19 protein-coding genes are annotated in these 23,671 nt (G+C 64.4%); 8 read left to right on the top strand and 11 right to left on the bottom strand.

What is annotated here, in order from left to right; all coding sequences use genetic code 11:
• Positions 1–161: 161 nt before the first annotated feature.
• On the top strand, positions 162–872 hold the full coding sequence (locus CLU85_RS22255) for a hypothetical protein (protein WP_232727901.1): 711 nt from the start codon (positions 162–164) through the stop codon (positions 870–872).
• Positions 873–1,320: 448 nt separating this feature from the next.
• Here the strand turns inward: CLU85_RS22255 and CLU85_RS22245 are convergent, their stop codons facing one another.
• From CLU85_RS22245 to CLU85_RS22235, 3 genes are all read right to left on the bottom strand, one after another.
• Positions 1,321–1,770, bottom strand: a complete 450-nt coding sequence (locus CLU85_RS22245) for an EVE domain-containing protein (RefSeq protein WP_100412707.1) — start codon at positions 1,768–1,770, stop codon at positions 1,321–1,323.
• A 135-nt stretch (positions 1,771–1,905) separates the two neighbouring features.
• On the bottom strand, positions 1,906–2,289 hold the full coding sequence (locus tag CLU85_RS22240) for a VOC family protein (protein WP_100412174.1): 384 nt from the start codon (positions 2,287–2,289) through the stop codon (positions 1,906–1,908).
• Between the two features lie 86 nt (positions 2,290–2,375).
• On the bottom strand, positions 2,376–3,257 hold the full coding sequence (locus CLU85_RS22235) for a helix-turn-helix domain-containing protein (protein WP_100412173.1): 882 nt from the start codon (positions 3,255–3,257) through the stop codon (positions 2,376–2,378).
• A 100-nt stretch (positions 3,258–3,357) separates the two neighbouring features.
• On the opposite strand from CLU85_RS22235, the gene pobA reads away from it, so the two are divergent.
• The 3 genes from pobA to CLU85_RS22225 all read left to right on the top strand — a co-directional run bounded on the left by pobA (position 3,358) and on the right by CLU85_RS22225 (position 8,603).
• Complete coding sequence (pobA, locus tag CLU85_RS22230) at positions 3,358–4,530, top strand: 4-hydroxybenzoate 3-monooxygenase (protein ID WP_100412706.1); 1,173 nt, start codon at positions 3,358–3,360, stop codon at positions 4,528–4,530.
• 409 nt (positions 4,531–4,939) lie between these two features.
• Positions 4,940–5,101: a hypothetical protein gene (locus CLU85_RS23185; RefSeq protein WP_198509231.1), complete on the top strand. Its 162-nt coding sequence runs from the start codon at positions 4,940–4,942 to the stop codon at positions 5,099–5,101.
• A 526-nt stretch (positions 5,102–5,627) separates the two neighbouring features.
• The gene (locus CLU85_RS22225; protein WP_100412172.1) at positions 5,628–8,603 is read left to right on the top strand and encodes a KAP family NTPase; all 2,976 of its coding nucleotides are present in this window, start codon (positions 5,628–5,630) and stop codon (positions 8,601–8,603) included.
• 349 nt (positions 8,604–8,952) lie between these two features.
• On the opposite strand, the gene CLU85_RS22220 is transcribed toward CLU85_RS22225, so the two are convergent.
• From CLU85_RS22220 to CLU85_RS22195, 6 genes are all read right to left on the bottom strand, one after another.
• Positions 8,953–10,689: a tannase/feruloyl esterase family alpha/beta hydrolase gene (locus tag CLU85_RS22220; RefSeq protein WP_198509230.1), complete on the bottom strand. Its 1,737-nt coding sequence runs from the start codon at positions 10,687–10,689 to the stop codon at positions 8,953–8,955.
• A 123-nt stretch (positions 10,690–10,812) separates the two neighbouring features.
• A complete protein-coding gene (locus CLU85_RS22215; protein ID WP_100412171.1) occupies positions 10,813–12,516 on the bottom strand; it encodes an acyl-CoA dehydrogenase family protein in 1,704 nt (567 codons plus the stop codon).
• Positions 12,517–12,778: 262 nt separating this feature from the next.
• Positions 12,779–13,768, bottom strand: coding sequence for a Bug family tripartite tricarboxylate transporter substrate binding protein (locus CLU85_RS22210; protein WP_100412170.1), 990 nt, complete (start codon positions 13,766–13,768; stop codon positions 12,779–12,781).
• 204 nt (positions 13,769–13,972) lie between these two features.
• Positions 13,973–14,758, bottom strand: coding sequence for an SDR family NAD(P)-dependent oxidoreductase (locus CLU85_RS22205; protein ID WP_100412169.1), 786 nt, complete (start codon positions 14,756–14,758; stop codon positions 13,973–13,975).
• A gap of 26 nt (positions 14,759–14,784) precedes the next feature.
• Positions 14,785–16,671 (bottom strand): feruloyl-CoA synthase, encoded by a 1,887-nt coding sequence (locus tag CLU85_RS22200; RefSeq protein ID WP_100412168.1) that lies wholly within the window; start codon positions 16,669–16,671, stop codon positions 14,785–14,787.
• Between the two features lie 63 nt (positions 16,672–16,734).
• On the bottom strand, positions 16,735–17,517 hold the full coding sequence (locus tag CLU85_RS22195) for a crotonase/enoyl-CoA hydratase family protein (protein WP_100412704.1): 783 nt from the start codon (positions 17,515–17,517) through the stop codon (positions 16,735–16,737).
• 159 nt (positions 17,518–17,676) lie between these two features.
• Between CLU85_RS22195 and CLU85_RS22190 the strand changes: the two genes are divergently transcribed.
• On the top strand, positions 17,677–18,564 hold the full coding sequence (locus CLU85_RS22190; RefSeq protein WP_100412167.1) for an amidohydrolase family protein: 888 nt from the start codon (positions 17,677–17,679) through the stop codon (positions 18,562–18,564).
• A gap of 30 nt (positions 18,565–18,594) precedes the next feature.
• Here the strand turns inward: CLU85_RS22190 and CLU85_RS22185 are convergent, their stop codons facing one another.
• Entirely contained in the window at positions 18,595–19,095 is a 501-nt protein-coding gene (locus CLU85_RS22185; protein WP_100412166.1) for a MarR family winged helix-turn-helix transcriptional regulator, read from the bottom strand.
• 157 nt (positions 19,096–19,252) lie between these two features.
• On the bottom strand, positions 19,253–20,797 hold the full coding sequence (locus tag CLU85_RS22180; protein WP_100412165.1) for a YifB family Mg chelatase-like AAA ATPase: 1,545 nt from the start codon (positions 20,795–20,797) through the stop codon (positions 19,253–19,255).
• Positions 20,798–21,011: 214 nt separating this feature from the next.
• Here CLU85_RS22180 and CLU85_RS22175 point away from each other — a divergent pair, with 214 nt between their 5' ends.
• The 3 genes from CLU85_RS22175 to amt are packed head-to-tail and all read left to right on the top strand — an operon-like array spanning position 21,012 to position 23,565.
• Positions 21,012–21,722 carry a TorF family putative porin gene (locus tag CLU85_RS22175; protein ID WP_100412164.1) on the top strand — a complete coding sequence of 237 codons (711 nt, stop codon included), beginning with the start codon at positions 21,012–21,014 and terminating at the stop codon, positions 21,720–21,722.
• A 43-nt stretch (positions 21,723–21,765) separates the two neighbouring features.
• Positions 21,766–22,104: a P-II family nitrogen regulator gene (gene glnK, locus CLU85_RS22170; protein WP_063461033.1), complete on the top strand. Its 339-nt coding sequence runs from the start codon at positions 21,766–21,768 to the stop codon at positions 22,102–22,104.
• A 33-nt stretch (positions 22,105–22,137) separates the two neighbouring features.
• Positions 22,138–23,565 (top strand): ammonium transporter, encoded by a 1,428-nt coding sequence (amt, locus tag CLU85_RS22165; RefSeq protein ID WP_100412163.1) that lies wholly within the window; start codon positions 22,138–22,140, stop codon positions 23,563–23,565.
• Positions 23,566–23,671: the final 106 nt, after the last annotated feature.

Raw genomic sequence — 23,671 nt, 5'->3', positions numbered from 1 at the left:
CTGACGATCTCGCAGACCCCCTCTGGGCGATCGTCAACACGGTTTTGGAGCCTTTTGGTGCTGAGGCGCTAGTGGAATATGCGCTAGCAGCTATCAAAAATGGAGCGGACGCAGGTGCAGTGTTCGGCCCGACAATCGGGCTGCACCACCGCCCAGACACCATGACACCTGCCGCCCCCTTGCCATCGCACAGCGCTTTGCGCACCCCACACCGGCGCGTGCAGCGCATAGGCGGGGCCGCCACGCTGGCCTTGTGTTGCCTGGCCCTCGCGGCCTGCGGGCCGGACGTGCAGGGCTCGCCCAAGCCGCCCCCGGCGTTTGGCGCCGCGCAGAGCAGCTGGTTCGGCTGCCCGTCCTTGCAAGGGGTGTACGCCTGGCCACCGGTGGAGCCCGGTGGCGCGCGGGGCAGCCTGCCGTTTTTTACCGGCTCGCCGGAGATGCAAGTCTGGGTACAGCAGCAGCGCGGCGAAACCACCCTGCGCACGCGCACCATCAACCGCGCGCGCAACGTGCGCACCTCGTTGACCCGGCAGTGGAGCCTGGTCACCTACGGCGGCGCGCAGGCCCGCTGCAGCTCCGGCATGCTCGACCTGGTTCCGCAGACCGCGCCGTCAGGCAACGAGCCTGGGGCCTCGGGCGTGCTGCAGGGTTTCAGGCTGGCGCTGCTCAAGGATGGCGGGCTGGCCGTGGGCAAGCGCACCCTCAGCACGGGCAACAAGGGCTCGTATTTTTCGTGGGGCGGGCAGTCCTACGGCAGCTACGACGCACCCGATGTAGAGACCTGGACCTGGTTCAAGCTGGCCCGCACCGCTGCGGGGGACAGCGAGCCGCCGGTCATCGACGCCTACGTGCCCAGGGCCACCGCTCCTTAGGCGTATTGGTTGCAGAGCGGCGCGCGAAAAAGGCCGCGAACTCCCCCCTTCATCGCGCCACTGTCAGCACAGCCACCTAGGCACAGTGGCATCGGGGCTTGGTCCATGGCGGGGCAGGCCCGGGCGCCTGCCGGTTGGTGGCATGCGCCCAGATCATCGGCCTGCCTTGCGGTGGCCGCCCACTGTCTTTCAAGGAGATCACCATGCCCGCTGGCGAACTGGAAATCCACGAAATCGTGCTGCGCATGCTGCGTGAGGGATATGCCGCCCTGGACGCAGCCCAACGAAAAATTGTCGACGCCTTGATGGCGGTGTGCTGACGCGTGCGTGTCGCGCCTTCTGCCTGCCTGCTTGCTTGACCGCTCGCCCGCCCAAGCCGGGAGGAACAGCAGAGCGGGTTTTTGACTCTTTGGGGCTGGTGCGCAGGTAGTGATTGCCTGCTTTGCTATTAAAAATGCAGCATTTGCATGTCCGCTTGCATCGCCTGCGCGATGAGGCGCATGTCATGGTCGCTGACGGCGAACAACCCGAAGCGGAACTTGCCGCCCCAATGGCGGCGGTCGTCCACAAACTCGAAGTCATCCAGCAGCGGCGCAATCGGCGCCTCCCGCGCGGGCACATAGGCCACATCCTTGCGAAACGGCACAAACCCGCCGCCCATGTCAAACGCATAGGGCGCGCCCGGCAGCACAAGCCCGATAGACACAAAGGTCTGCAGCCGGTCTTTGCCACCCATGGTGACCGTGGGCGAGTAATAGGCCACCCGGTCCCCTGCCTGTATGCGCTTGAGCGGCGCGGCCTTGCCATGGCACACCTGCATGTAGCCGGCGTCGGGTGTTGCGCAGCCACGGCGCGCGTGCTGGGCGCTGGCCACCGCAACCCAGTTGCGGCGTGCCACGGTGGTGGCGGTCACCTTGGTGGAGCCCCCCGCAGAGGGCGCGGGTTCGGCGTCCGGCCACAGGGCGGGCTGGAGCAGTGCGTGGGTCATCAGGCGGTGTAGATGGGCCATGGAATCCGATGGGCGGTGTGCCGATCAGGCCGCCGGTGCGTGCAGGCCCACGCGGTTGCCGTCCAGGTCATGGATGTGCGCGAAGAAACCCATGCCCGGCGGCAGTGCCTGGCGCGGCAGGGCCACGCGGCCGCCCTGGGCCACTGCGCGCTCCAGGGCAGCATCGAGCGAGGGCGACGCATCCAGGTAAACGAGGGTGCCAGCGCCTGCTGACAGCGAGGGCGCAGTCGGCCCCATCATCAATGCGCCCCCTGCGCCATCCGCAGTGGGATCGTAGGCAAACACGGCACCTTCGCTGGGGCCCATGTTTTCGCGGCGCATGGGCTGGCCCAGCACGGCTTCATAAAACGCCTGGGCGCGGTCCAGCTGGGTGGTGGGGATTTCAAACCAGGCGATGGCGTTCTTCATGGGAGGCTCCTTGTGGGTGAAAGAAAGAAGCCTCGATGGTGTGCGGGGGCTGCTGACAGCGGAGTGTCAGCAGGGTGTCACCGGGGTCAAGCGCTGCGGCCAGGCCCCGACGCCGCCACCTGTGCTCGGAAGCTGCGCGGCGACAGGCCCGCATCGCGCGTGAAGGCGCGCGTGAAGTACGCCGGGTCGGCATAGCCCAGCGTGTAGGCAATGGTGGCCACGCCCAGGTGGGTGTAGGCCAGGTTGCGCCGCGCCTCGCGCATGAGGCGTGCTTCGATCAGCCGCTGGGCCGACACGCCGGTCGTGGTGCGCGCCACGCGGCTCAGGTGCGTCGGCGACACGGCCAGCGCCCGCGCATAGTCGGCCACCTGCCAATGTTCCAGAAAATGGGCTTCGATCAGCGCCTCCAGCCGCTGCACTAGGCTGGATTCGGGGGCGGCGGTGTCGTCGGGGCTGTGGTCCTCAATGGCCCGTGCCACCCAGCCCAGCAGCGTGGCGCTCAAGCCCCGCAGCACCAGCGCACGCGCCTTGGCGCGGCTCGAGAACTCGGTCCACACCTGCGCCATGGTCTGGTGAAGGTCGGGGCTGGAGGGGGCCACGGCAGGGCGGGCCAGATCGCGCCGCACATCGCCCACGTGCACCAGGATCTCGTCCATCAATTCGTCGGCCAGCGTTGCCACCCAGCCCTGGGTGTGTTCGGCAAAACGAAACGCATGGACATGGCCGGCGGGCACGTTGATGAGCGTGCCAGGGCTCAGGGGGTGCTGCTCGCCATCGAGGTGCGCTACGCCACCGCCCGACGTGATCAGCAGCACCTGGTGCAGCCGGGTGTGGCGGTGTGGTGCCAGCTCCCAGTCGTGCAGTACCGAGCGCGCGGCAATTGTCTCGCAGTGCAGCACGTCGGGCAGGTGCTTGGACTCACCAAACAGGCTGTAGGACCGGATGCCATCGATGTTCGAAAAGTGCATGTTCTGGATCAATCTGCCCATTCAAGACAGCGACTGTGCCACGTATCTTTGGTGCGCCGGTTTGATCAACGTCATGAACCATCACACACAGGAGACATCCATGAAAACCCAGGTTTGCATCATTGGCGGAGGGCCCTCCGGCCTGATGCTCTCTCAGCTCTTGCACCTCAAGGGCATCGACACCGTCGTGCTGGAGCGCCAAAGCCGCGAATACGTGCTGGGCCGCATCCGCGCTGGTGTGCTGGAGCACGGCTTTGCCGCGCTGATGCGCGAGGCCCAGTGCGGCGAGCGCATGGACCGCGAAGGCGAGATCCACGACGGCTTCATCATTGCCCACGACGGCCAAATGGACCGGGTCGATTTGCACAAGTACAGCGGCGGCAGCTCGGTGGTGGTCTACGGCCAGACCGAGCTGACACGCGACCTGTACGAAGCGCGCGACCGCATGAAGGGCATCGTCATCCACAACGCCGAAGACGTGCAGCCCCACGACCTGAAAAGCGCCAACCCTTACGTCACCTACCGCAATGGCGACGAGGTGGTGCGCATCGACTGCGACTTCGTGATCGGTGCCGACGGCTTCCACGGCGTCAGCCGCAAGTCCATCCCGCGCGATGTGCTCAAGGAATACGAGAAGGTCTACCCCTTCGGCTGGCTGGGCGTGCTGTCGCGCACCAAGCCCGTCTCGCCCGAGCTGATTTACGCCAAGCACGAACGCGGCTTTGCGCTGTGCTCGTTGCGCTCACAGGTGCTGAGCCGCTACTACCTCCAGGTGCCGCTGACCGACAACGTGGAAGACTGGTCTGACGAAGCCTTCTGGGCGGAACTGAAACGTCGCCTGCCCAAGGAAGTGGCCGACCAACTGGTGACGGGCGCCTCCATCGAAAAGTCCATCGCCCCCCTGCGCTCTTTTGTGGCCGAGCCCATGCGCTACGGCAACCTGTTCCTGGCGGGCGACGCCGCCCACATCGTGCCGCCCACCGGCGCACGGGGCCTGAACAGCGCGGCATCCGACATCTATTACCTGTACCACGCCATGCTGGCGCACTACAAGGATGGCGACAGCTCGGGTCTCGACAAATACTCCGAAAAAGCCCTGGCCCGCGTGTGGAAGGCCCAGCGCTTTTCGTGGTGGATGACGACCATGCTGCACACCTTCCCCGAGTCGCTGGCCTACGACCAGAAGCTGCAGGACACGGACCTGGCGTATCTGTTTTCGTCGGAGAAGGCGCTGGGGTCGCTGGCGGAGAACTATGTGGGGTTGCCGTTCTGAGCATCCGGGAGTAGCTCGCCACCTCATCAAAGGCTTGCATGGGGTTGCCTCATGCAAGCCATTTTTGTGTGCCCGGTCGGTGTGGAGTGCAACCTGCGGTTCGTCCACGCACTCGCCACGCCCTATGGCCCGTGCATTGGCGCCACACATCGCCCCAACGACCAAGCTGCTTTCCGGGCAGCAGCCTTGCACAGCGATCTCCATCTGCTACGGGAAATTTAAGCAAAACTGATGCTTACACCCACACAGCAGGCCCGATAGCATCGCACCAAGTTTTCAGACCATTTGCCCAGTGCCGTCGATGTGCGATTCGACAATGGCTTGAACACGATAAAGCTGCCGACGCAGCGTTTTGAGGCAGTGCACCTCACCCCAGACAGTGCCAACCAACAGCCAGGAACATCTCAAAATGGATTGGGTCCCGATAGTCTTCATCACCTTCAAGGTGCTCGTGTTCGGCACCTGCATGTTCTACGCCATCAAGTGGCACCACGACCAAGGGAAGAAGGCGAAAGAAGAAGCTAGCAAGCGGCAAGGCTTGACCGAACAGACACAGGAGGCATCGGAGTAGCCGCTGATTTCTGGCGGCGGTCTGGACTGCATCAGCCCAACAGGTGCGAATCACGCAACCCTGGAGTTCAGCTCTGCCAAGGTCTTCGTTTGGCGGGACGTCACTACTGTGAGTTGACTGGCAATCGATGGCGTGAATTGAGTCACTGAGGAAGTAGGGCGACACGCATGGCGAAGCAGGTATTTGAGAATGGCTGCTTCAGGCTGGTTGCTGACTTTCACAGATAGGCTAGGCAGTGCCTGCTTTCGGTGCGAGCGGTCAGTGACTTCGAGGTCACAGCAGGCTCCCTAAGCCATCCCGGATTTTCGACTGGAGGATCGAACTGTGGTTCCGAACGCCTGAGAGGATCAGTCTGAGTTGAAGTTGAGGGCGTCTTCGGCCTGTAGGACCACGTCATCTGGCAGATCTGTGCCAGCAATGGCTTGCAGATAATCTTCCGTGCGACGCAGGATGTGGAGATTGGCCCGCACGCCCTGCAAAACATCAAAAATAGACTGCGCTCGCGCTTCAAAGGGAGGAATGGCGGATGACGGCTACCAAGCAGGCGTTGAAGATGCCCGAACTAATGGTCTTTGCCAAGGTGTTCGTAGTTGGCTTTACTGCCGCTGAGGTCTGCAGAGCAGCCTACTACCTAGGAACTGCGTTCGCCCTCGCAAATGTCGACTTTCCCTTTTGGGCGCGGGCTACTGCGTCGCTTGTCACACTGGCGATTTGTGTGGACTACGCCGTGAGTCGTGGCGCACATACCGCCGCCGCCAAAATGGGTCGAAGCATCCGTCTCGACCTGCTGATAGCAGTTTTTCTTGGGGCTTGGTCGAACGAGTTGACTATGCCTTGGCTTTCCAAGTTTCATGCGGTCTTGAAGGCGGCGCACCCGCAATGGGCGCCAGTTGCCCTTCTGATGCTCACCACGGTGCTGTTGTCGCCGCTCGTTCAACGTCGTTGGCCGAGGAGACGACAGATCAAGCCGCAGCTCCAGTTCCTTGGAGACGAGGAGATCGGACGCGAGGCGGACGACTTGCTCTCCAGCGAGTCGCAGGCGAAGTCGTTCGCGGAAACCGTTCTCGCCAGCGGCGCTCACTCAGGATTGGTGTTCGGTGTGGACGGACCCTGGGGCGTGGGCAAGACAAGCTTCATCAATCTTGCCGAGCGCTACTGGGAACGAGCCGCGGACAAGGTGATCGTTTGTCGGTTTGAGCCGCTTCGATACGCGTCGGAGCCAGATCTTGCCGATCGCTTGATTCGCGATCTGTCTGCCGCGATTCAGAACAAGGTCTTTGCTCCGGAGTTCCGCCCTGCGGCCTCTAGATACTCTCGGCTCATAAAGGGAAAAGCAGACGTTTCGTTCCTGGGCTTCAAGCTTTCGCTGGAGCCGTCCCAGGAAACGGTCGATGAGCTGCTTGACGACATTGACGAGGTACTTCGTCGCATCGGTCGACGTGTGATCGTTGTCATCGACGACTTGGACCGTTTGGATGCGAAGACCGTCAACAACGTCCTGTTCGCAACGCGGCGCACCTTCAAGCTGTCGCAAGCGACATATGTCCTTTGCTATGACACCGAGGTACTGGCCGGCGGCAAAGAGGAGGGATCCAGGGCGCGGGAGTTTCTTGAGAAGTTCGTGACGGTGAAACTGAGTTTGTTCGTGGACAGCTCCAGCATCCGCAACTTCTTGCAACGCGACTGGGAAAAGAGCGAGAGCCAGCTCGAGTCTGTGCCATCAGACACTATGGTGAAGCTTGGAGCCGTACTCAACGAGCTTGCGGAGATCTTGGCTGGAGAGTCCGCCGCCAAGTACCTTCCATTGATCGGCGATCTACGCAAGGTGAAGCGCTTCATCAATGCCATTCTTCTCATGCAGATCGAGAAGACCGATCTTGGGCGGACTGATTTCAACAAGAGTGACCTCATCCATCTGATGCTGTTGCATCTGAACTATCCCGGATTGTTCAGGCGCATATATGCCGAGGAGACAGAGGGGCGCAGTGGTACTTTCTCAGTTCGGCGCAAGTACGACGAATCAGAGTTCAAGAACGCTGATGGGTTTGAACAGGTTAAGGAAGAGCACCCTGGTTCTGCCAATTTCCTGCTGGAGCAGTTGTTTGATGTGGGTGTCTTGAAACTGGGTGACGGGCGCAACATTGAAGAGTCGGTTCTTCGGTCTCGGGCGTGCTTCAACAAGGGCGACACCAGAAACCTAGAGAGCTTTCTAAAGCTCATCGTGCGCTTTGCCACGCCGGAACCGCAGGAGACCTTTGTTCTTTACCAAGCAGCGGTGGATCGGGTTCGCAAGGGTCGAAAGATTGCCTCAGTCTTCGCGGAAGCGGAGTTTGCTCTCGAGAAACAAGAGACCGCACACGATCAGTTCTGGCGGGTACTGGTCAATCACACCCACGACTTCACCAGCCAGACCGCAGAAGACGCCATCGAAACGCTCGTTGCGTATCTGCCATGCTACTCGTCGTTCGACAACGATGACCGTGGACTGCGGCCGAGGTCGATCTACTCGCTCTTACGGCTATTGGATCGCGCAGGCTGGGGGCGAACTGCGGGCCGGCGACGCGTGAACAGTCCGGAGAACGTCATAGAGATCGCGTGGCGCATCTTTGGCGAGGAAAAGTTTGTTGGTAAAGGTCTGCTGGAGCGGCTTGCCACCCCAGAGCGCGGCGTTCTGGGCTGGAACGACCTCATGCTCTTCAGGCTGCAGTGCTCGGAGGATCGCGGTGGACAGTTGTACAACCTGCACACTGCGCTCATCGTCCACCAAGACATGTCTGCTCCAAGGTCCGGGTTGGTCAGTCAGCTGGCGCTGATGGGGATGAGGACGTTGTCTCAGCAGGTCTTCGCGCACTTCAAGCGCACCTACATCGAGCCTGGACGAAACTTCATCGCTGAAGCACGGGGAGTGCCTGTAGATGCGTTCCTCGGCCAGGCCTTTGCGCATCTACGTGAGGAGGCTTCGCTGGACCCCGGATCCAATCAAGGTGACACAACAATTGCCCGTCGAGTTGCGGCCGCACGGTCCTTTGCCGCGTCGTTCGTCATCTATCAGCTCAGCAATGCACTGCCCCCTGACGGCTCTGGCGTCGGATGTGGTCACTACGATGAAAGCGGTGCCGAAGATGGAGGCACCATCTCCAGGTTGATGAACGACTACGTCTTTAGCTACTGCTTTAGTCCGATAGTCGATGGCGATAACGTGCAGCTGTTCCTCGACCACTGCCTCGCCCACCTGAGCAGCCCCTTCCACACGGGGCGAGACGAAGAGGGCTATGTCGCGACCAAGTCGGGGCTACCAGGTGGGTTGGATCCGAAGGCTATGGGAAGGTATTGGCTGACGCATCGCAATCACATTCGGGGACTTGGCCTCCAAGACAGCGGGCGATGGGTTTTTTTGCCTAGCTACACGGCGTTCTATCGAGACGATCTCGAGGGGGTTTTTGCCGTGCTCGATGAACTGGCTGAGGAGGCGGTCTCCGCTACGCCTGTTCCAGACGCTTGAGTGTGATCCTCGGACAACTTGGACCTATCAATTCGGATGTATCGCATCAAGGTAGACTTGGCGTTCAGCCCGGATCTGCTGTTGTCCGGGCCGCCGCCATAAACCGGCATACGTTCTCCTGCTGCTAAGACTGCTTCACGCTATTCACCGGAAGCTGGGCCGCTGAATACCAACGGCCGCAATCGCTGCAGAGCTGTCAACGAATCTGAGCGAATCGATTCTAGATAGTGTGTGACCCAGGCCTTAAGGTCTGGAAATTCCAGCGCTGTAAGAAGCAGCGCTGTCATTCATCCTATCGTCCAAACAAAAAGCCCGGCACAAGCCGGGCTTCCTGCTCTTCAACTATTGGTCACTTGCAGCTAAAACTGCCCGCACTCTCCACATCCCCCGTGCCGTTGTAGCGTGCCACCTTGGGGTACACACACAGCGGCCGGGTGCGGTTGGCAGACCAGCTGGCGGGCAGCTCGGCGTTGACCACATTGGCGCCTGCGCCGCGTGCCTTGGCGGTCACGCTGTCAGGCGCCTTGCCTTGTTCCACCCAGGCCACCAGCGGGGCCAGCATGTCGAACTGGTCGGTGGCGGGGCCGCCGGAGCAGTGGTTCATGCCGGGCACCAGGAACAGGCGGGCAAAGGCGTCGGCCTTGCCGCTGTGGTTGGCCTGCAGGCGGTCCATCCAGTTGGCGGTGTCCATGGGCGAGAACACGCCGTCGGCCACGCCGTGGAAGACGATCATCTTGGCGCCCCGGTTCTTGAGGGTGCTCAGATCGGCTTCGTTGGGCGGGGTCATGTAGACCCAAGGCGACTCGGCGTACTGCGCCGTGGTGGCGAACATCTTGGGGTAGTCCGTCTCCATGCTGAAGTTCAGTGCGTACTGCATGCCGGGGATGGCAGTGAATGCGGCCACGGTGGACGGGGGCGAGGTGAAGATGAAGGCCACCGCACCGGCGTCACGCGTGGCGGGGGCGCCAAAGTGCCACGACGCAAAGTTGGCGCCCGCAATGCCAGGGTCCCACCAGGTGCCGGCGTACTGCGCTTCGCCCTTGCTGTTCTTGGGGCCCGCAAAGATGCTGGCCAGCACGCTCTTTTGGTCGCTGGAGATGCACGAGCCGTCGCGCGCGCCGGTGCAGGTGGGCACGTCGGTCTGCAGGTTGAAGGCGGTCTGGCAGGCGGCCACGTCGTTGACCTGGCCGTCCACGGCGCCGTCGAGCGCGTCGCACTTGGCGACGATCTTGCTGCTGATGAGCTTGAACTCGGCCGGGGTCACAGCGGTGTTCAGGTCGGGCAGGCCGCTGGTCGCGTCCTTGGTGGATACCTTGGCGTACTGCTGGGCCTTCCACAATTGTGTGGTGGCTGCCTTGGGCAGGTGAAAGCCGGGGTTGCCCGCCAGGATGCCGTCGTACTGGTCGGCATAGCGCGATGCGCCCACCATGGCGTGGCGGCCGCCGTTGGAGCAGCCGGCCAGGTACGAGCGGTCGGGCGCCTTGCCGTAGGCGCTCTTGATGAGGTTCTTGGCCATGGGCGTGAGGGTGCCCACGGCCTGGTAGCCGTAGTCCAGCCGGGCCTGCGGGTCCACACCAAAGAACGGGGTGGGTGCGCCATGGCCTGCGTCAGAGCTGAGCACCGCAAAGCCTTGCACCAGGCCGGGCGCCACGGGGGCGCCGCCGCTCACCGAGCCCAGTGCAAGCACCACGCTGCCGTCCAGGCCGCCGTTGGCCTGGTGCAGGAAACGGCCGTTCCAGGCCACGGGCATGCGTATCTCGAAGCCGATGGCGTAGCTGGCGCCATCCACCGGGCCCGTGCGCTCTTTCATCTTGCCCTTGACGAGGCAATGCGCCGGCGCCTGGGTGGTGACGGTTTGCAGCGTCAGCGGGCCCTCGGGCACCAGCTCGGCGGAGGTGATGCGGGTGTCGGGCAAGACCAGGGTGGTGGCCAAGGTTGCGCAGGCCTGCAGGGTGGCAGGCGTGGCGGCCGTGAGCTGGGGCAGGGCGGCGTCAGACGACCCCCCGCAGCCCATCAGCAGCGCCGTGGTGGCAGCCGACAGGGCCAGAGGGTGGGCATGTATCCGGGTTCTTCGGGTCAAGCGCATGGTGTTGTCTCCTGGTATTTATCGAGGCGCAAGGAAGCCCGCAGCGTGGCCTCAACACGCTGTGGACGGGAGATCGGCGGGACAGTGAGTTGCTACTGAATCAGGAGCTGATGGCGCAGTGGATCAAGCGCTCAAGGCCTCCTGGGGCCTGAATTCAAGGGCTTGTGCAATGCGCTGGCGCAGGATGGCGGCGCGCATGTCGAACTCGGGCAGCACCCACTGGGCAAACGCCTGGGCGGGGTCGCTCCAGCGCTCGCCCAGGCCCGTGGCGCGGATCTGCCCCCAGGCCCACTCGAGCAGCACCAGGGCCACGGCGCGCAGGTAGTCGTCGGCCACCCAGTAGGGCAGTTCGGGGTCGGACTGCGCGGCAATCGCCAGGGTTTGAGTGATCTCGATCAGCGCGTGGCGGCGTGTGCTGGCGGCGGCCGTGACGGCCTGCCCCGGCAGCGTGGCCAACAGGGTGTTCAGGCCCTGGCCGCCATCGGCCAGCACCTTGCGCACCAGCAGGTCAATGGCCTGGATCTCGTTGGTGCCCTCGTAGATCATGGCCACCCGCGCGTCGCGCACGATCTGCTCGATGCCCCATTCGCGCACGTAGCCGTGGCCGCCAAACACTTGCAGGCAGGCGCTGGCGCCGTGGAAGGCCTGGTCGGTAAGCGCTGCCTTGAGCACGGGCGTGACCAGCGCACACCAGCGCTGCGCAGCGGCGCGCTCACCGGCGTCAGCGCTGTGTTTGGCGATGTCGAGCTGCAGCGCCGTGTGGTAGGCCAGCACGCGCCCGCCGTCGATCCAGGCGCGCTGTGTGTGCAGGATGCGGCGGATGGCCGGGTGGTCCTGGATCAGGCTGACCGGCTCGGTGGCGCCCGGTGCGCGCATCTGGCGCCGCTCGGCGGCATAGGCGCTGGCCTTTTGCCACGCAGCCTCCAGCAGGCCGATGCCCTGCAGGCCCACATGCAGGCGCGCGGCGTTCATCATCACGAACATGGCGTTGAGGCCCTTGTTCGGCTCGCCCACCAGCCAGCCGGTGGCGTCGTCAAAACGCATCACGCAGGTGGGGCTGCCGTGCAGGCCCATCTTTTCTTCAATGCGTTCGCACACCACCGCATTGCGGTTTCCATCCTGAAGAACCTTGGGCACCAGAAACAGCGACAGGCCCTTGGGGCCCGCAGGCGCATCGGGCAAACGCGCCAGCACCAGGTGCACGATGTTGTCGGTCAGGTCGTGTTCGCCGCCCGAGATAAAAATCTTGCTGCCGTTCACGCGCACGCTGCCGTCGGGCTGCGGCACGCCGCGCGTGCGCACCTGGCCCAGGTCGCTGCCCGCGTGGGCTTCGGTGAGGCACATGGTGGCCAACCATTCGCCGCTGGCCACTTTCGGAAGGTACTGCGCTTTCAGCGCGTCGCTGGCATGGTGCTTGATGCATTCATACGCGCCATGCAGCAGGCCTGGCGCCATGGTCCAGCCATGGTTGGCACCGGCCAGCCATTCGTACAGCACACATTCGAGCACCGCCGGCAGCCCCTGGCCGCCATCTTCGGCTGCGCCCGACAGCGAGGGCCAGCCTGCCTGCCAGAAGGCCTGGTAGGCATCGCGAAAGCCTGCGGGGGTGTGCACTTGGCCCGCTTCAAAGCGACAGCCTTCTTCGTCACCGCTGCGTTGCAGCGGGGCGATGGCGCTGTCTACAAACTTGGCCGCCTCGTCGAGCACTTGGGCCGCCAGGTCGCCGTCGGTGTCGGCAAAAGGTGCCAGGCCCTGCCAGCGCGCGGGCGCCTTCAGCACGGTGGTCAGCAGGTGCTGGATGTCGGCGAGGGTCTGGCGGGCTTGCATGGTTTGCTCTCTTCTTGATAGCTGCCTGCGCTTGGTGAATGGGCGCTAGCGGCTGTTTTCTTATGAATTCATTCGCTGAAAGCGGGCGCAGTGCTCCCCCCGGGCTTGGACAAGCGAAGCCCAAACGAAGAGATTCCGCCCACTTTCTTTGCACCGGCGCGGCCCACGCGAGGTCGCCGCGCAAGGGCCGCCCCGCCGCGCTGGCGACGTCCCCCTCCGGGGGAAGCGGCGCAGCCGCTCAGGGGGGCTTCCTGTTCAGGAGTCAAGACTCTGCGGTGAAGCCGATCTTCTTGATCAGCGGGCCCCAGGTGTCGTACTCGGCCTTTTGCCAGCGGGCCTGTTCTTCAGGGGTGGAGCCGTGGGGCATCAGGCCCACGATGGCCAGGCTGTCGATGACCGCCTTTTCCTTCAGCGCTGCGTTGATTGCGGCGTTGGCAGCAGCGATCACCGGCTTGGGCGTGGCGGCGGGGGCGTAGAAGCCGAACCATTCTTCGGTGGTCAGCTCGGGGAAGCCTTGTTCGGCAAACGTGGGAACGTCGGGCACATACTGCGAGCGCTTGGGGCCCGAGGTGGCCAGAATGCGCAGCTTGCCGGCCTTGTAGTTGGCGATGAAGTCACCGTGCGGCGTGACCATGGCAGCCACCTGGCCGCCCACCACGTCCGTCACGCCGGGGATGGAGCCGCGATACGGCACATGGCGCAGATCCACGCCGCTGTTGATGCCCAGCAGCGCACCCAAAAAGTGGGGCGTGGAGCCCGCGCCGGGCGAGCCGTAGCTGGCGTCCTTGGGGTTGGCCTTGGCCCATGCCAGGAAGTCCTTCACCGTCTTGACGCTGGCGGGCACCATCGGGCCCACGGCCAGGCCGTGGTGCATGATGGCCGCGATCGACACAGGTGCGAAGTCCTTGTCGGTGTAGTTCATCTTGCTATAGATGTGCGGGTAGTTGGCCAGGGCCGACACCTGCGCCACGGCCAGCACCGAGCCGTCGGCGGGCGCGCCCTTCAATGTCTCCAGCGCAATGCGGCCGCCTGCGCCGGGCTTGTTCTCCACCACACCGGGGTTCTTGCTGAACCCGCTGCCCGCCCATTTCTCAGCCACGCGGCGGGCCACGGTGTCGCCCGAGCTGCCCGCAGGGAAGCCGAAGTACACCTTCACCTGGTCCACCTGGGCATGGGCGGCAAAGGGGTGGAAGGCGCCCAGCGCGGCGCTGGCGCCCAGGGCCTGGATGAAGTGACGGCGTGTGGTGGTCATGGTGATGTCTCCTGGTGTGTGTCTGACGGAAATCTCAAAAATCAACTGGGGCGTTTTCACGCCCTCTCGTTATCGGCTGTGCTGCGCCCTCCCAGGGCGCAAAAAGCGGGCGCTGCGCAAGCCAGCGCCACCGTGGAACTGGCTTTGCCAGGCCACTGATGGCGTCCCCCTGGGGGATGACGCGAAGCGGCTCAGGGGGGCTTCTCATCTTGGCGCCATGCGCAAGGCGCCGTCCAGGCGAATGACTTCGCCGTTCAGGTGGCCGTTGGTCACGATATGGCAAGCGAGCTCGGCAAACTCTTCGGGTTTGCCCAGGCGTGGCGGAAAGGGGATGCTGGCCGCCAGCGATTGCTGCACGGCCTCGGGCAGCTCCTTCATCAGCGGCGTGGCAAACAGGCCGGGCGCCACGGTGCACACGCGGATGGCGTGTTGCGCCAGGTCGCGTGCCATGGGCAGCGTCATGCCGGCCAGGCCTGCTTTGGATGCGCTGTAGGCCTGCTGGCCCACCTGGCCGTCAAAGGCCGCGACCGAGGCGGTGAACATCATCACCCCGCGCTCGCCGTTGTCCAGCACGGGCAGCTTGGCGCAGGCAGCGGCAAACAGGCGGCTCACGTTGTAGGTGCCGATCAGGTTGATTTGCACCACGCGCACGAAGTCTTCCAGCGGCGCGGCGCTGCCGTCGCGCTGCACCACGCGCTTGGCGCTGCCGATGCCCGCCACGTTCATGAGGATGCGCGCGGGGCCGTGGGCGGCTGCGGCCTGGTCTATGGCGGCGGTCACGCTCGCGGCATCGGTGATGTCGCAGGCGCAGGCCACGGCGCTGCCTGCGCCGAATTCGGTGTTGATGGCTGCGGCGACTTTTTCGGCCAGTTCGGCATTGCGGTCGAGCACCGCCACCTTGGCGCCCAGGCGGGCCAGTTCGCGTGCGGTGGCTTCACCGAGGCCGGATGCGCCACCGGTGATGAGGGCGGCTTGTCCTTGAATCTGCATGGTGTGTGTCCTGTCTGTGGGCGTTTTCAGGCGCTGGGCTTGAGGATGTGGGGCGCGGTGTTGTCATGCAGGGCCGTCACCAGGGCATCGCGGTGTTTGAGCACGGCGCGCTGGTTGACCGATCCCTTGTCGGTGATCTCGCCCTTGTCGATGGAGGGCGGCTCGGTCACCAACAGTGCGCGGGCTACGCGGCTGGCGCTGCCGGTGGCTTCGCGGGCCAGCCCGTCCAGCACCGCCTCGATGCGCTGGCGCACGGCGGGGTGCTCCACGACATCGGTCCAGGGGGCGTCGGGGCCCAGGCCCGCAGCCTCCGCCACGGCGCGGCAGGCGGGCGACGGGAACAGCAGGGCGCCCACTTCCTTCATGTTCAGGCCGGTGAGCACCACATCCTGGATGTAGGGCGCGCCCGCCACGATGATCTTGGCGCGCATGGGGCCCACGCTCACAAACGTGCCGGTAGAGAGCTTGAAGTCTTCGGCAATGCGGCCGTCAAACGCCAGGCCCCGGTGGATGTTTTGCTCGTCGATCCACTTCACCGCATCACCCGTGCACAGGTAGCCTTCGTCGTCGAAAGCGTCGCGCGTGGCGGCGTCGGAGCGCCAGTAGCCGGGGGTGACGTTGGGGCCCCGGTAGCGCACCTCGGTCTTGCCGTCTACATCGACCAGTTTCAGCACCATGCCGGGCACGGGCGCGCCGATGTGGCCCGAGCGCACGTCGGGGCTATTGACGAACATGGCCGAGGGCGCTGATTCGGTCATGCCCAGGCCCGTGGCCATCACGATGCGCTCGCCAAGGGCGGCCTCTTGCGTGGCGTGCAGGCTGTCCCACACCGGCTGGGCCAGGCCCGCGCCGGAGTAGAAGAACATGCGCACGCGCGACAGCAGGTTGGCGCGCAGCTGGGCGTCGGTCTTCATCGCGTCGGCAATCATTTCAAAACCCGTGGGCACGTTGAAATACACCGTGGGTGCGATCTCGCGCAGGTTTCGCAGGGTTTCGCCAATCAGCGCGGCCGTGGGTTTGCCGTCGTCGATGTAGAGCGTGCCGCCATGCTGCAGCGTGAGACCGAAGTTGTGGTTGCTGCCAAAGGTGTGGTTCCACGGCAGCCAGTCCACCAGCACCGGCGGGGCTTCGGCCAGCACCGGCAGCGACAGCGTGATCTGCTGCAGGTTGGCGCACCACATGCGCTGCGTGTTGATGACCGGCTTGGGCATCTTGGTGGAGCCGCTGGTGAACAGGAACTTCACGATGGTGCCGGGGCCGGTGGCGTGCATGGCCACATCCACGGCGGGTGTGGCCGGGGTGCCTTTCAGGCTCTGAAACATGCTGGCCTTGCGGCCTTCGATGGCACCCTGGGCCAGCACCACCTCTACATCGGCGGCAATGGTGGCTGCGATGGCCTTGCCGTAGCGTGCGCCATCGGCGGCAAACACCAGACCGGGGGTGAGGGTGTTGATGACATGGCGCAGCTTGTCGTAGTCCTGGCTCACAGTGGCGTAGGCGGGCGACACGGGGCAGTAAGGCACGCCCGCATAGATACAACCCAGCGCCAGCAACGCGTGCTCCAGCGTGTTCTCGCTCAGCACCACCACCGGGCGTTCGGCATTCAGGCCCCGGTCCAGCAGCGCCTGGCCGATGCTGCGCGCGGCATCGAGCGCCTGGGCGTAGCTCACATGCTGCCAGTCTCCTGTCTTGCCCCCGGCGAGCTGTTCGCGGCGTGCCAGAAAGCTGTGGTCGGGCGTGGCTTCGGCCCAGTGCACCAGGTAGTCCGTCACGCGCCGGGCGTAGGCGCCCAGGGGCAGGTCGGCCTGCAGGTAACGCACGCCCGGTGCGCCTTCGCGCAGGCTGACGCGGGTGACGCCAAAGTTCACGGGGCGGTAGCGGGCCGGGGCGAGAGGGGTGGAGAGGTCGCTCATAGGGTGTCCAGCGGGGGCAAGGGCGGAGGAAGGGCTTGGGGTGGTGCAGCGCGGAGCAGGGGCTCAGTCCTTGCGGACTTTTGCTGCGCGGCCTTCGAGGAAGTCGGCCAGGCGGGCCTTGGCTTCTGGAGCGCTCTGGGCGATCGCGGCCATCATGGCTTCGGTGAAGAAGCCCTGGTCGGCGGGCTGCTCGGCAATGCGCGGCAGGGCGTGCATCAGCGCGTAGTTGGTCAGCGGTGCGTTCTGCGCCACGCGCACGGCCAGCTCCAGCGCCTTGTCAAAGGCCTGGCCCTCGGGCACGAGGTACTGGGCAAAACCCACCTTCTCGCCGTCTTGTGCGTTGTAGACGCGGCCAGTGAGCATCATGTCGGTCATGCGCGCAGCGCCAATCAGCTTGGGGATGCGCACGGCACCGCCGCCGCCCACGAAGATGCCGCGCGAGCCTTCGGGCAGCGCGTAGAAGGTGGATTCGTCGGCCACGCGGATGTGGCAGGCGCTGGCCAGCTCCAGCCCGCCGCCCACCACGGCGCCGTGCAGCGCAGCGATGACCGGCACGGGGCCGTATTGCACGCGCTCCAGCGCGGCATGCCACATGCGTGAGTGGTGCAGGCCCTGGCCAGCATCGCGCTCTTTCAGCTCCGACAGATCGAGCCCGGCGCAAAAATGGGGGCCTTCACCGTCGATGACCGCAGCACGCACGGTGCTGGGCATGGTTTCAAACAGGTCGCGCAGGGCCAGGATGAGGCCGTCGTTCAGGGCGTTGCGCTTGGCGCTGCGTGTGAGGCGGATCACGGCCACTTCCTGGTGGTCGCCGCGCAGCTCGAAATGGATGTCTGGATGGGTCATGATGGCTTTCGTGTTGGTTGAATTGTGGTTATAGTTCATAACCAATTCAAGCAAGCAAAGCCCGTTTTTTATTGGTGTTTACCCTTGATCTGCGTCATGCACCGTGGCGCATGCTGGGGTTTGACGCCGCACCGGCGGGCGCCAACCCAGGAGACACGCATGGACTACGAAAATCTGCTCGCCATCGACATCCACACCCACGCCGAAGTGAGCTGCTGGAACCCGTTTGACAACTACGGCGAGGAATACGACCGCGCCGCCGACAAATACTTCAAGAACGGCCGCCGCCCCACCATCGCCGAGACGGTGGCGTATTACCGCGAGCAGAAGATTGGCCTGGTGATGTTCACTGTGGACGCCGAGTCCAAGATGGGCCGCCGCCGCATCCCCAACGAAGAGATCGCCGAGGCGGCTAAGGCCAACAGCGACATGATGACGGCGTTCGCCAGCATCGACCCGCACAAGGGCAAGATGGGCGCACGTGAGGCGCGCCGCCTGATCGAGGAATACGGCATCAAGGGCTTCAAGTTCCACCCCACGGTGCAGGCCTACCACCCCTACGACAAGATGGCCTGGCCCATCTACGAGGTGATTGCCGAATACGGCATGCCCGCCATTTTCCACACTGGCCACAGCGGCATTGGCAGCGGCATGCGCTGCGGCGGCGGCCTGCGGCTCGAATACTCCAACCCCATGCACCTCGATGACGTGGCGATCGACTTCCCCGACATGCAGATCGTGATGGCGCACCCGAGCTTTCCGTGGCAGGACGAGGCATTGAGCGTGGCCACGCACAAGCCCAACGTGTGGATCGACCTGTCGGGCTGGAGCCCCAAGTATTTTCCCAAGCAACTGGTGCAGTACGCCAACACGCTGCTCAAAGACCGCATCTTGTTCGGTAGCGACTACCCGCTGATCACGCCCGAGCGCTGGATGAAGGATTTCCAGGAGGCAGGCTTCAAGCCCGAGGTGATGCCCGGCATCTTGAAGGGCAATGCGGTGCGGCTGCTGGGGCTGGACAAGGCCCAGGCGGCACCTGCGGCCTGATACGCGGCCAGGATTTCTGCGGCCGCTGGATCAGTCGTAGACTTTTTGCAGCAGCCGGATCAGCGTCTTGCGCTCGGCCGCTGTGAGGCGTGCCGTGGCGTCTTCTTCGAGTTGCGCGGCCGTCTGCTCGGCCTGCGCGGTCAACTCCACCCCGGCGGGCGTCAGGTGCACGCCCATGGCGCGCCCGTCGCTTGGGTGCGGGCGGCGCTCAATCAGGCCACGCCGCTCCAGCGCGGCAATCAGCCCCACCATGTTGGGCGGCAGCACGTTCAGCGTGGCGCACAGCTGGCGCGATGTGAGCCCCGGGTTGTGCGCCACCAGCGACAGCACCGAAAAATCCACGACCTTGAGGTGGTAGACCGCCATGCGCTCCATGAACATGGCAATGATGGACAACGAGGCACGGCGCGCGTTGTAGCCCACCAGTGTGCGCAACAGTCCGGTGTCCACCGGCTCGTTGGTGGAGACCCCGGTGTCTGTTGCGGTGGCGGGCGATGTGTTTTTCTTGCGGAGGCGGGGGGCGATGGACATGGGGGGATTGTGCCGGGGGCTGTGCTGCGCCCACGCAGGTCTGGGGGGCTGCGGCGGTCTTCTTGCCCCGGGTTTGATAAAAATCAGGCGCTAGCGCCGATAAATACAGCGCCAATTGCTATTAATTTCATACTAAATGAACGGCGCGCCGATGGGGTCACACCGGGCTGCGCAGCACGCGCCGGTATTGCACCGCCTCGGCCACATGGCCCACTTCGGTGGTGGGGGCGCCTGCCAGGTCGGCAATGGTGCGCGCCACCTTCAGCGCGCGGTGTGTGCTGCGGGCCGACCAGCCCAGGCGGGCGGCAGCGGTGTTGAGGAACTTGGCGGCGGCATCGTCGAGGTGCAGATGGGTGTCGATCTCCTGTCCTTGCAGTGCCTGGTTGGCCTTGCCCTGGCGGGCCAGGGCCCGCTCGCGGGCCTGCTCCACCCGGGCGCGAATGGTGGTGGTGGACTCTACTGCCGGTGCCTGCACCAGTTGGTCGGCGGGCAGGGCGGGCACTTCCACATGCAGGTCGATACGGTCCAGCAGCGGGCCGCTGAGCTTGGCCTGGTAGCGGTTTACCTGGTCGGGCGTGCAGCGGCAGGCGCGCTGCGTGGAGCCCAGAAAGCCGCAGGGGCAGGGGTTCATGGCCGCAATCATCTGGAACCGTGCCGGAAACTCAGCGCGCTGTGCGGCCCGCGCGATGGTGATGTGACCGGTCTCCAGTGGCTCGCGCAGGGCTTCGAGCGCAGCGCGGGGGAATTCGGGAAGCTCGTCCAGGAACAGCACCCCTTGGTGCGCCAGCGAGATCTCGCCAGGCCGGGGCGGCGAGCCACCGCCCACCAGGGCCACCGCGCTGGCTGTGTGGTGCGGCGTTCCTGTGGGGCGTTGGCCCCAGGCTTCAGGCCGAAAGCGCCCGGCCAGGCTGGCAATGGCCGCGCTTTCCAGGGCTTCCTGCACCGTCATGGCGGGCAGCAGGCCTGCAAAACGCAGCGCCAGCATCGATTTGCCCGAGCCGGGTGGGCCGGCCATGAGCACGCTGTGGCTACCGGCCGCTGCGATCTCCAGTGCACGCTTGGCGGCGGCCTGGCCCTTCACGTCGGCCATGTCAGGGCCGGTAGCGCCCGCAGCCATGGGGGTGGGTTGCAGGCGGGTCCAGCCGTCGTTGGCGATCTCCGCGTCGCCCCCCGCCGTGCTGCCCGGTGGCAGAAAGGCGCGCACCACATCCAGCAGGTGGCGCGCGCGCACCACCTGGGCTGCGGGCACCAGGGCCGCTTCTTCGGCGCTGCCCGGGGGCAGCACCAGTTGGGTGTCGATCTGCTGCGTCTGCAGTGCCAGGCTGGTGGCGAGTGCACCGCGCACCGGGCGCAGCTCGCCCGACAACGACAGCTCGCCCGCAAATTCGTAGCCCGCCAGGCGGCTGGCATCGATCTGACCGCTGGCGGCGAGGATGCCCAGGGCAATCGGCAGATCAAACCGGCCGGAGTCCTTGGGCAGGTCCGCCGGGGCGAGATTGACGGTAATGCGTTTGTTTGTGGGGAACTCCAGCCCCGCGTTTTGCAGCGCCGAGCGCACGCGTTCGCGGGCCTCTTTCACCTCCACCTCGGCCAGTCCTACCAGCGTGAAACTGGGCAAACCATTGGCCAGATGCACTTCGACGGTGACAGAGGGCGCCTGCAGCCCCAGAAGGGCGCGGCTTTGCACCAAAGCAAGACTCATGAAGCGGTTTCTCCCCAGATGGGTGCGTTTTGTGGGTTTTTAGCGCGGCCTGGTGGTCATCCGCACCAGTTGGGTGCAGACTGTTGTGCGCGTTCTCCGCCACTGTACTGGGGATTGTTGTAACGCAACGCAACGGTGCAGGCCCGCTTGTGCGGCAGTGTGGCACGGTCCGTGCTTAAAGCGCTTGTCCCTACTTTGTCCAACCGGAGGAAACATGACCCGCGCCATCATCAAGTCCCTGGGCGTTGCCCTTGTCGCAACCCTTCCCATGCTGGCCAGCGCCCAGCTCACCGGCAATGTCAGCCTGACCACGAACTACAAGTTCCGTGGCCAGGACCAGGATGTTTCCAAGGCCAAGGCGGTCAAGCCTGCGCTGCAAGGTGGTTTTGACTACGCCTTCGGTGAAACCGGCTTCTACGTGGGCAACTGGAACTCCAGCGTGGACTGGCTGTCGGGCAATTCGCTCGAATCCGACCTGTATGGCGGCTACAAGTTCAAGGCTGGCGACGTCGATCTGGACGTGGGCCTGCTGACCTACATCTACCCCGGCAACAGCAACGGCAACACCACCGAAGTTTATGGCGCAGCCACCTTCGGCCCTGTGACAGCCAAGTATTCGCACACGCTGTCCAAGGACTACTTTGCCTACGCTGGCCCCGGCTTCAAGGGCCGCAACACCGGCTACCTGAACCTGGCGTTTGCCCAGGAAGTGGCCCCCAGCACCACGCTGAAGGCGTCGGTCGGCTTCACGCGCTTTGGTGGCGACATCACGGCCCCTAACTTCATGGACTACAGCCTGGGTGGCTCTTACGACTTCGGCGGCGGTGTGTCCCTCGGCGCTGCCGTGGTGGGCGCCACCAAGAAGGCCTTCTACGGCCCGGTCAACAAGTCGCGCGTGATCGTCACGCTCACCAAAACCCTGTAAATCTCAATGGGCGCTGCTGGCGCCCATTACGGAGGATCTTCCAATGAAAATGGTGACAGCCATCATCAAGCCCTTCAAGCTCGACGAGGTGCGTGAAGCACTCTCCGACATCGGCGTGCAAGGCATCACGGTGACCGAGGTCAAAGGCTTTGGCCGCCAGAAGGGTCACACCGAGTTGTACCGCGGTGCAGAGTACGTGGTCGACTTTCTTCCCAAGGTCAAGATCGAGGCCGCCATTGCGGACGATCTCGTGGACCGCGTGATCGAGTCCATCGAGACCGCTGCGCGCACTGGCAAGATCGGTGACGGCAAGATTTTCGTGACCCACCTGGAGCAGGTGGTGCGCATCCGCACCGGCGAAACCGGCAAGGAAGCCCTGTAAGGGTCCTGCTGCATCAGACACAAGAGAAACGCCATGAAAAAACTGCTTGCTTCCTTCATTCTGGGGCTGAGTCTGCTGTCCGGCGGATCGGCCGTACTGGCCCAGGCGCCCGCCACGGCCGAGGCTGCGACCTCCGCGCCGGCCGCTGCTGCCGAGGCTCCCGCCGCTGCCGCCCCAGCACCTGCTGCGGCCGCTGCACCCGCCGAAGCACCTGCTGCTGCCGCAGCACCGGTGCCCAAAGTGGATTCGGGCGACACCGCCTGGATGCTGACCTCCACGCTGCTCGTGATCCTGATGACCATTCCCGGTCTGGCACTGTTCTACGGCGGCCTCGGTCGCAGCAAGAACATGCTGTCCGTGCTGATGCAGGTCTTCGTGGTCTTCTCGCTGATTTCCCTGCTGTGGGCCATCTATGGCTACAGCCTGGCGTTCTCCGGTGAAGGCAAGTTCTTCGGCGGCTTCGACAAGATTTTCCTCAAGGGCGTGACCCAGGAAACCTTTGGCGCCTTGACGACGATCCCCGAGTACGTGTTCCTGGCCTTCCAGGGTACGTTTGCCGCCATCACTGTGGCGCTGGTCGTGGGCTCGTTTGCAGAGCGCATCAAGTTCTCTGCAGTGCTGATCTTCTCGGTGCTGTGGTTCACCTTCAGCTACGTGCCCATGGCCCACATCGTGTGGGGTGGTGGTCTGCTGGGTGCTGATGGCGCGCTGGACTTTGCCGGTGGCACCGTGGTGCACATCAACGCCGGTATCGCTGGCCTGGTGGGTGCCTACATGGTGGGCAAGCGCATCGGCTTCGGCAAAGAAGCGCTCACGCCCCACAGCCTGACGCTGACCATGGTCGGTGCCTCGCTGCTGTGGGTGGGCTGGTTCGGCTTCAACGCGGGCTCTGCCGGTGCTGCCAATGCCAACGCCGGTCTGGCTTTCGTGAACACCGTGCTGGCCACTGCGGCTGCCACGCTGTCCTGGATCGCCGGTGAAGCGCTGCACAAGGGCAAGGCATCGATGCTGGGTGCGGCATCGGGTGCTGTGGCCGGCTTGGTGGCTGTGACGCCTGCCGCCGGCTTTGTGGGCCCCATGGGCGCCATCGTTCTGGGCCTGATCGCCGGTGTTGTCTGCCTGTGGGGTGTGGGTGGCTTGAAGCGCATGCTCAACGTGGACGACGCCTTCGACGTGTTCGGTGTTCACGGTGTGGGTGGCATTCTGGGTGCGATCCTGACCGGCGTGTTTGCTTCGCAAAATCTGGGTGGTACGGGGGGTCTGACGCCGGACACCTTCGTCATGGGCACACAAGTGTGGATCCAGGTCAAGAGCGTGCTGTTCACCATCGTCTGGTCCGGTGTGGTGGCGTTCATTTCCTACAAGATCGCCGACTTGCTGGTGGGTCTGCGTGTTCCCGAAGAAGCGGAACGCGAAGGTCTGGACATCACTTCGCACGGCGAAACGGCGTACAACCGCTGATTGGCCTGCGCCCAACGCGCTGCGGTGTCTGGTGGCACCGCAGCTCGCAACAAGAACAAGCGAGTTACTCCTTCTGGTTATTCAGCCCGTCGGCAACGGCGGGTTT

Origin of the sequence: Acidovorax sp. 69 (assembly GCF_002797445.1) — a bacterium.
Taxonomy (GTDB): domain Bacteria; phylum Pseudomonadota; class Gammaproteobacteria; order Burkholderiales; family Burkholderiaceae_C; genus Acidovorax.
The sequence above is the reverse complement of the archived record's forward strand: the minus strand, read 5'-3'. Positions and strand labels throughout refer to the sequence as shown.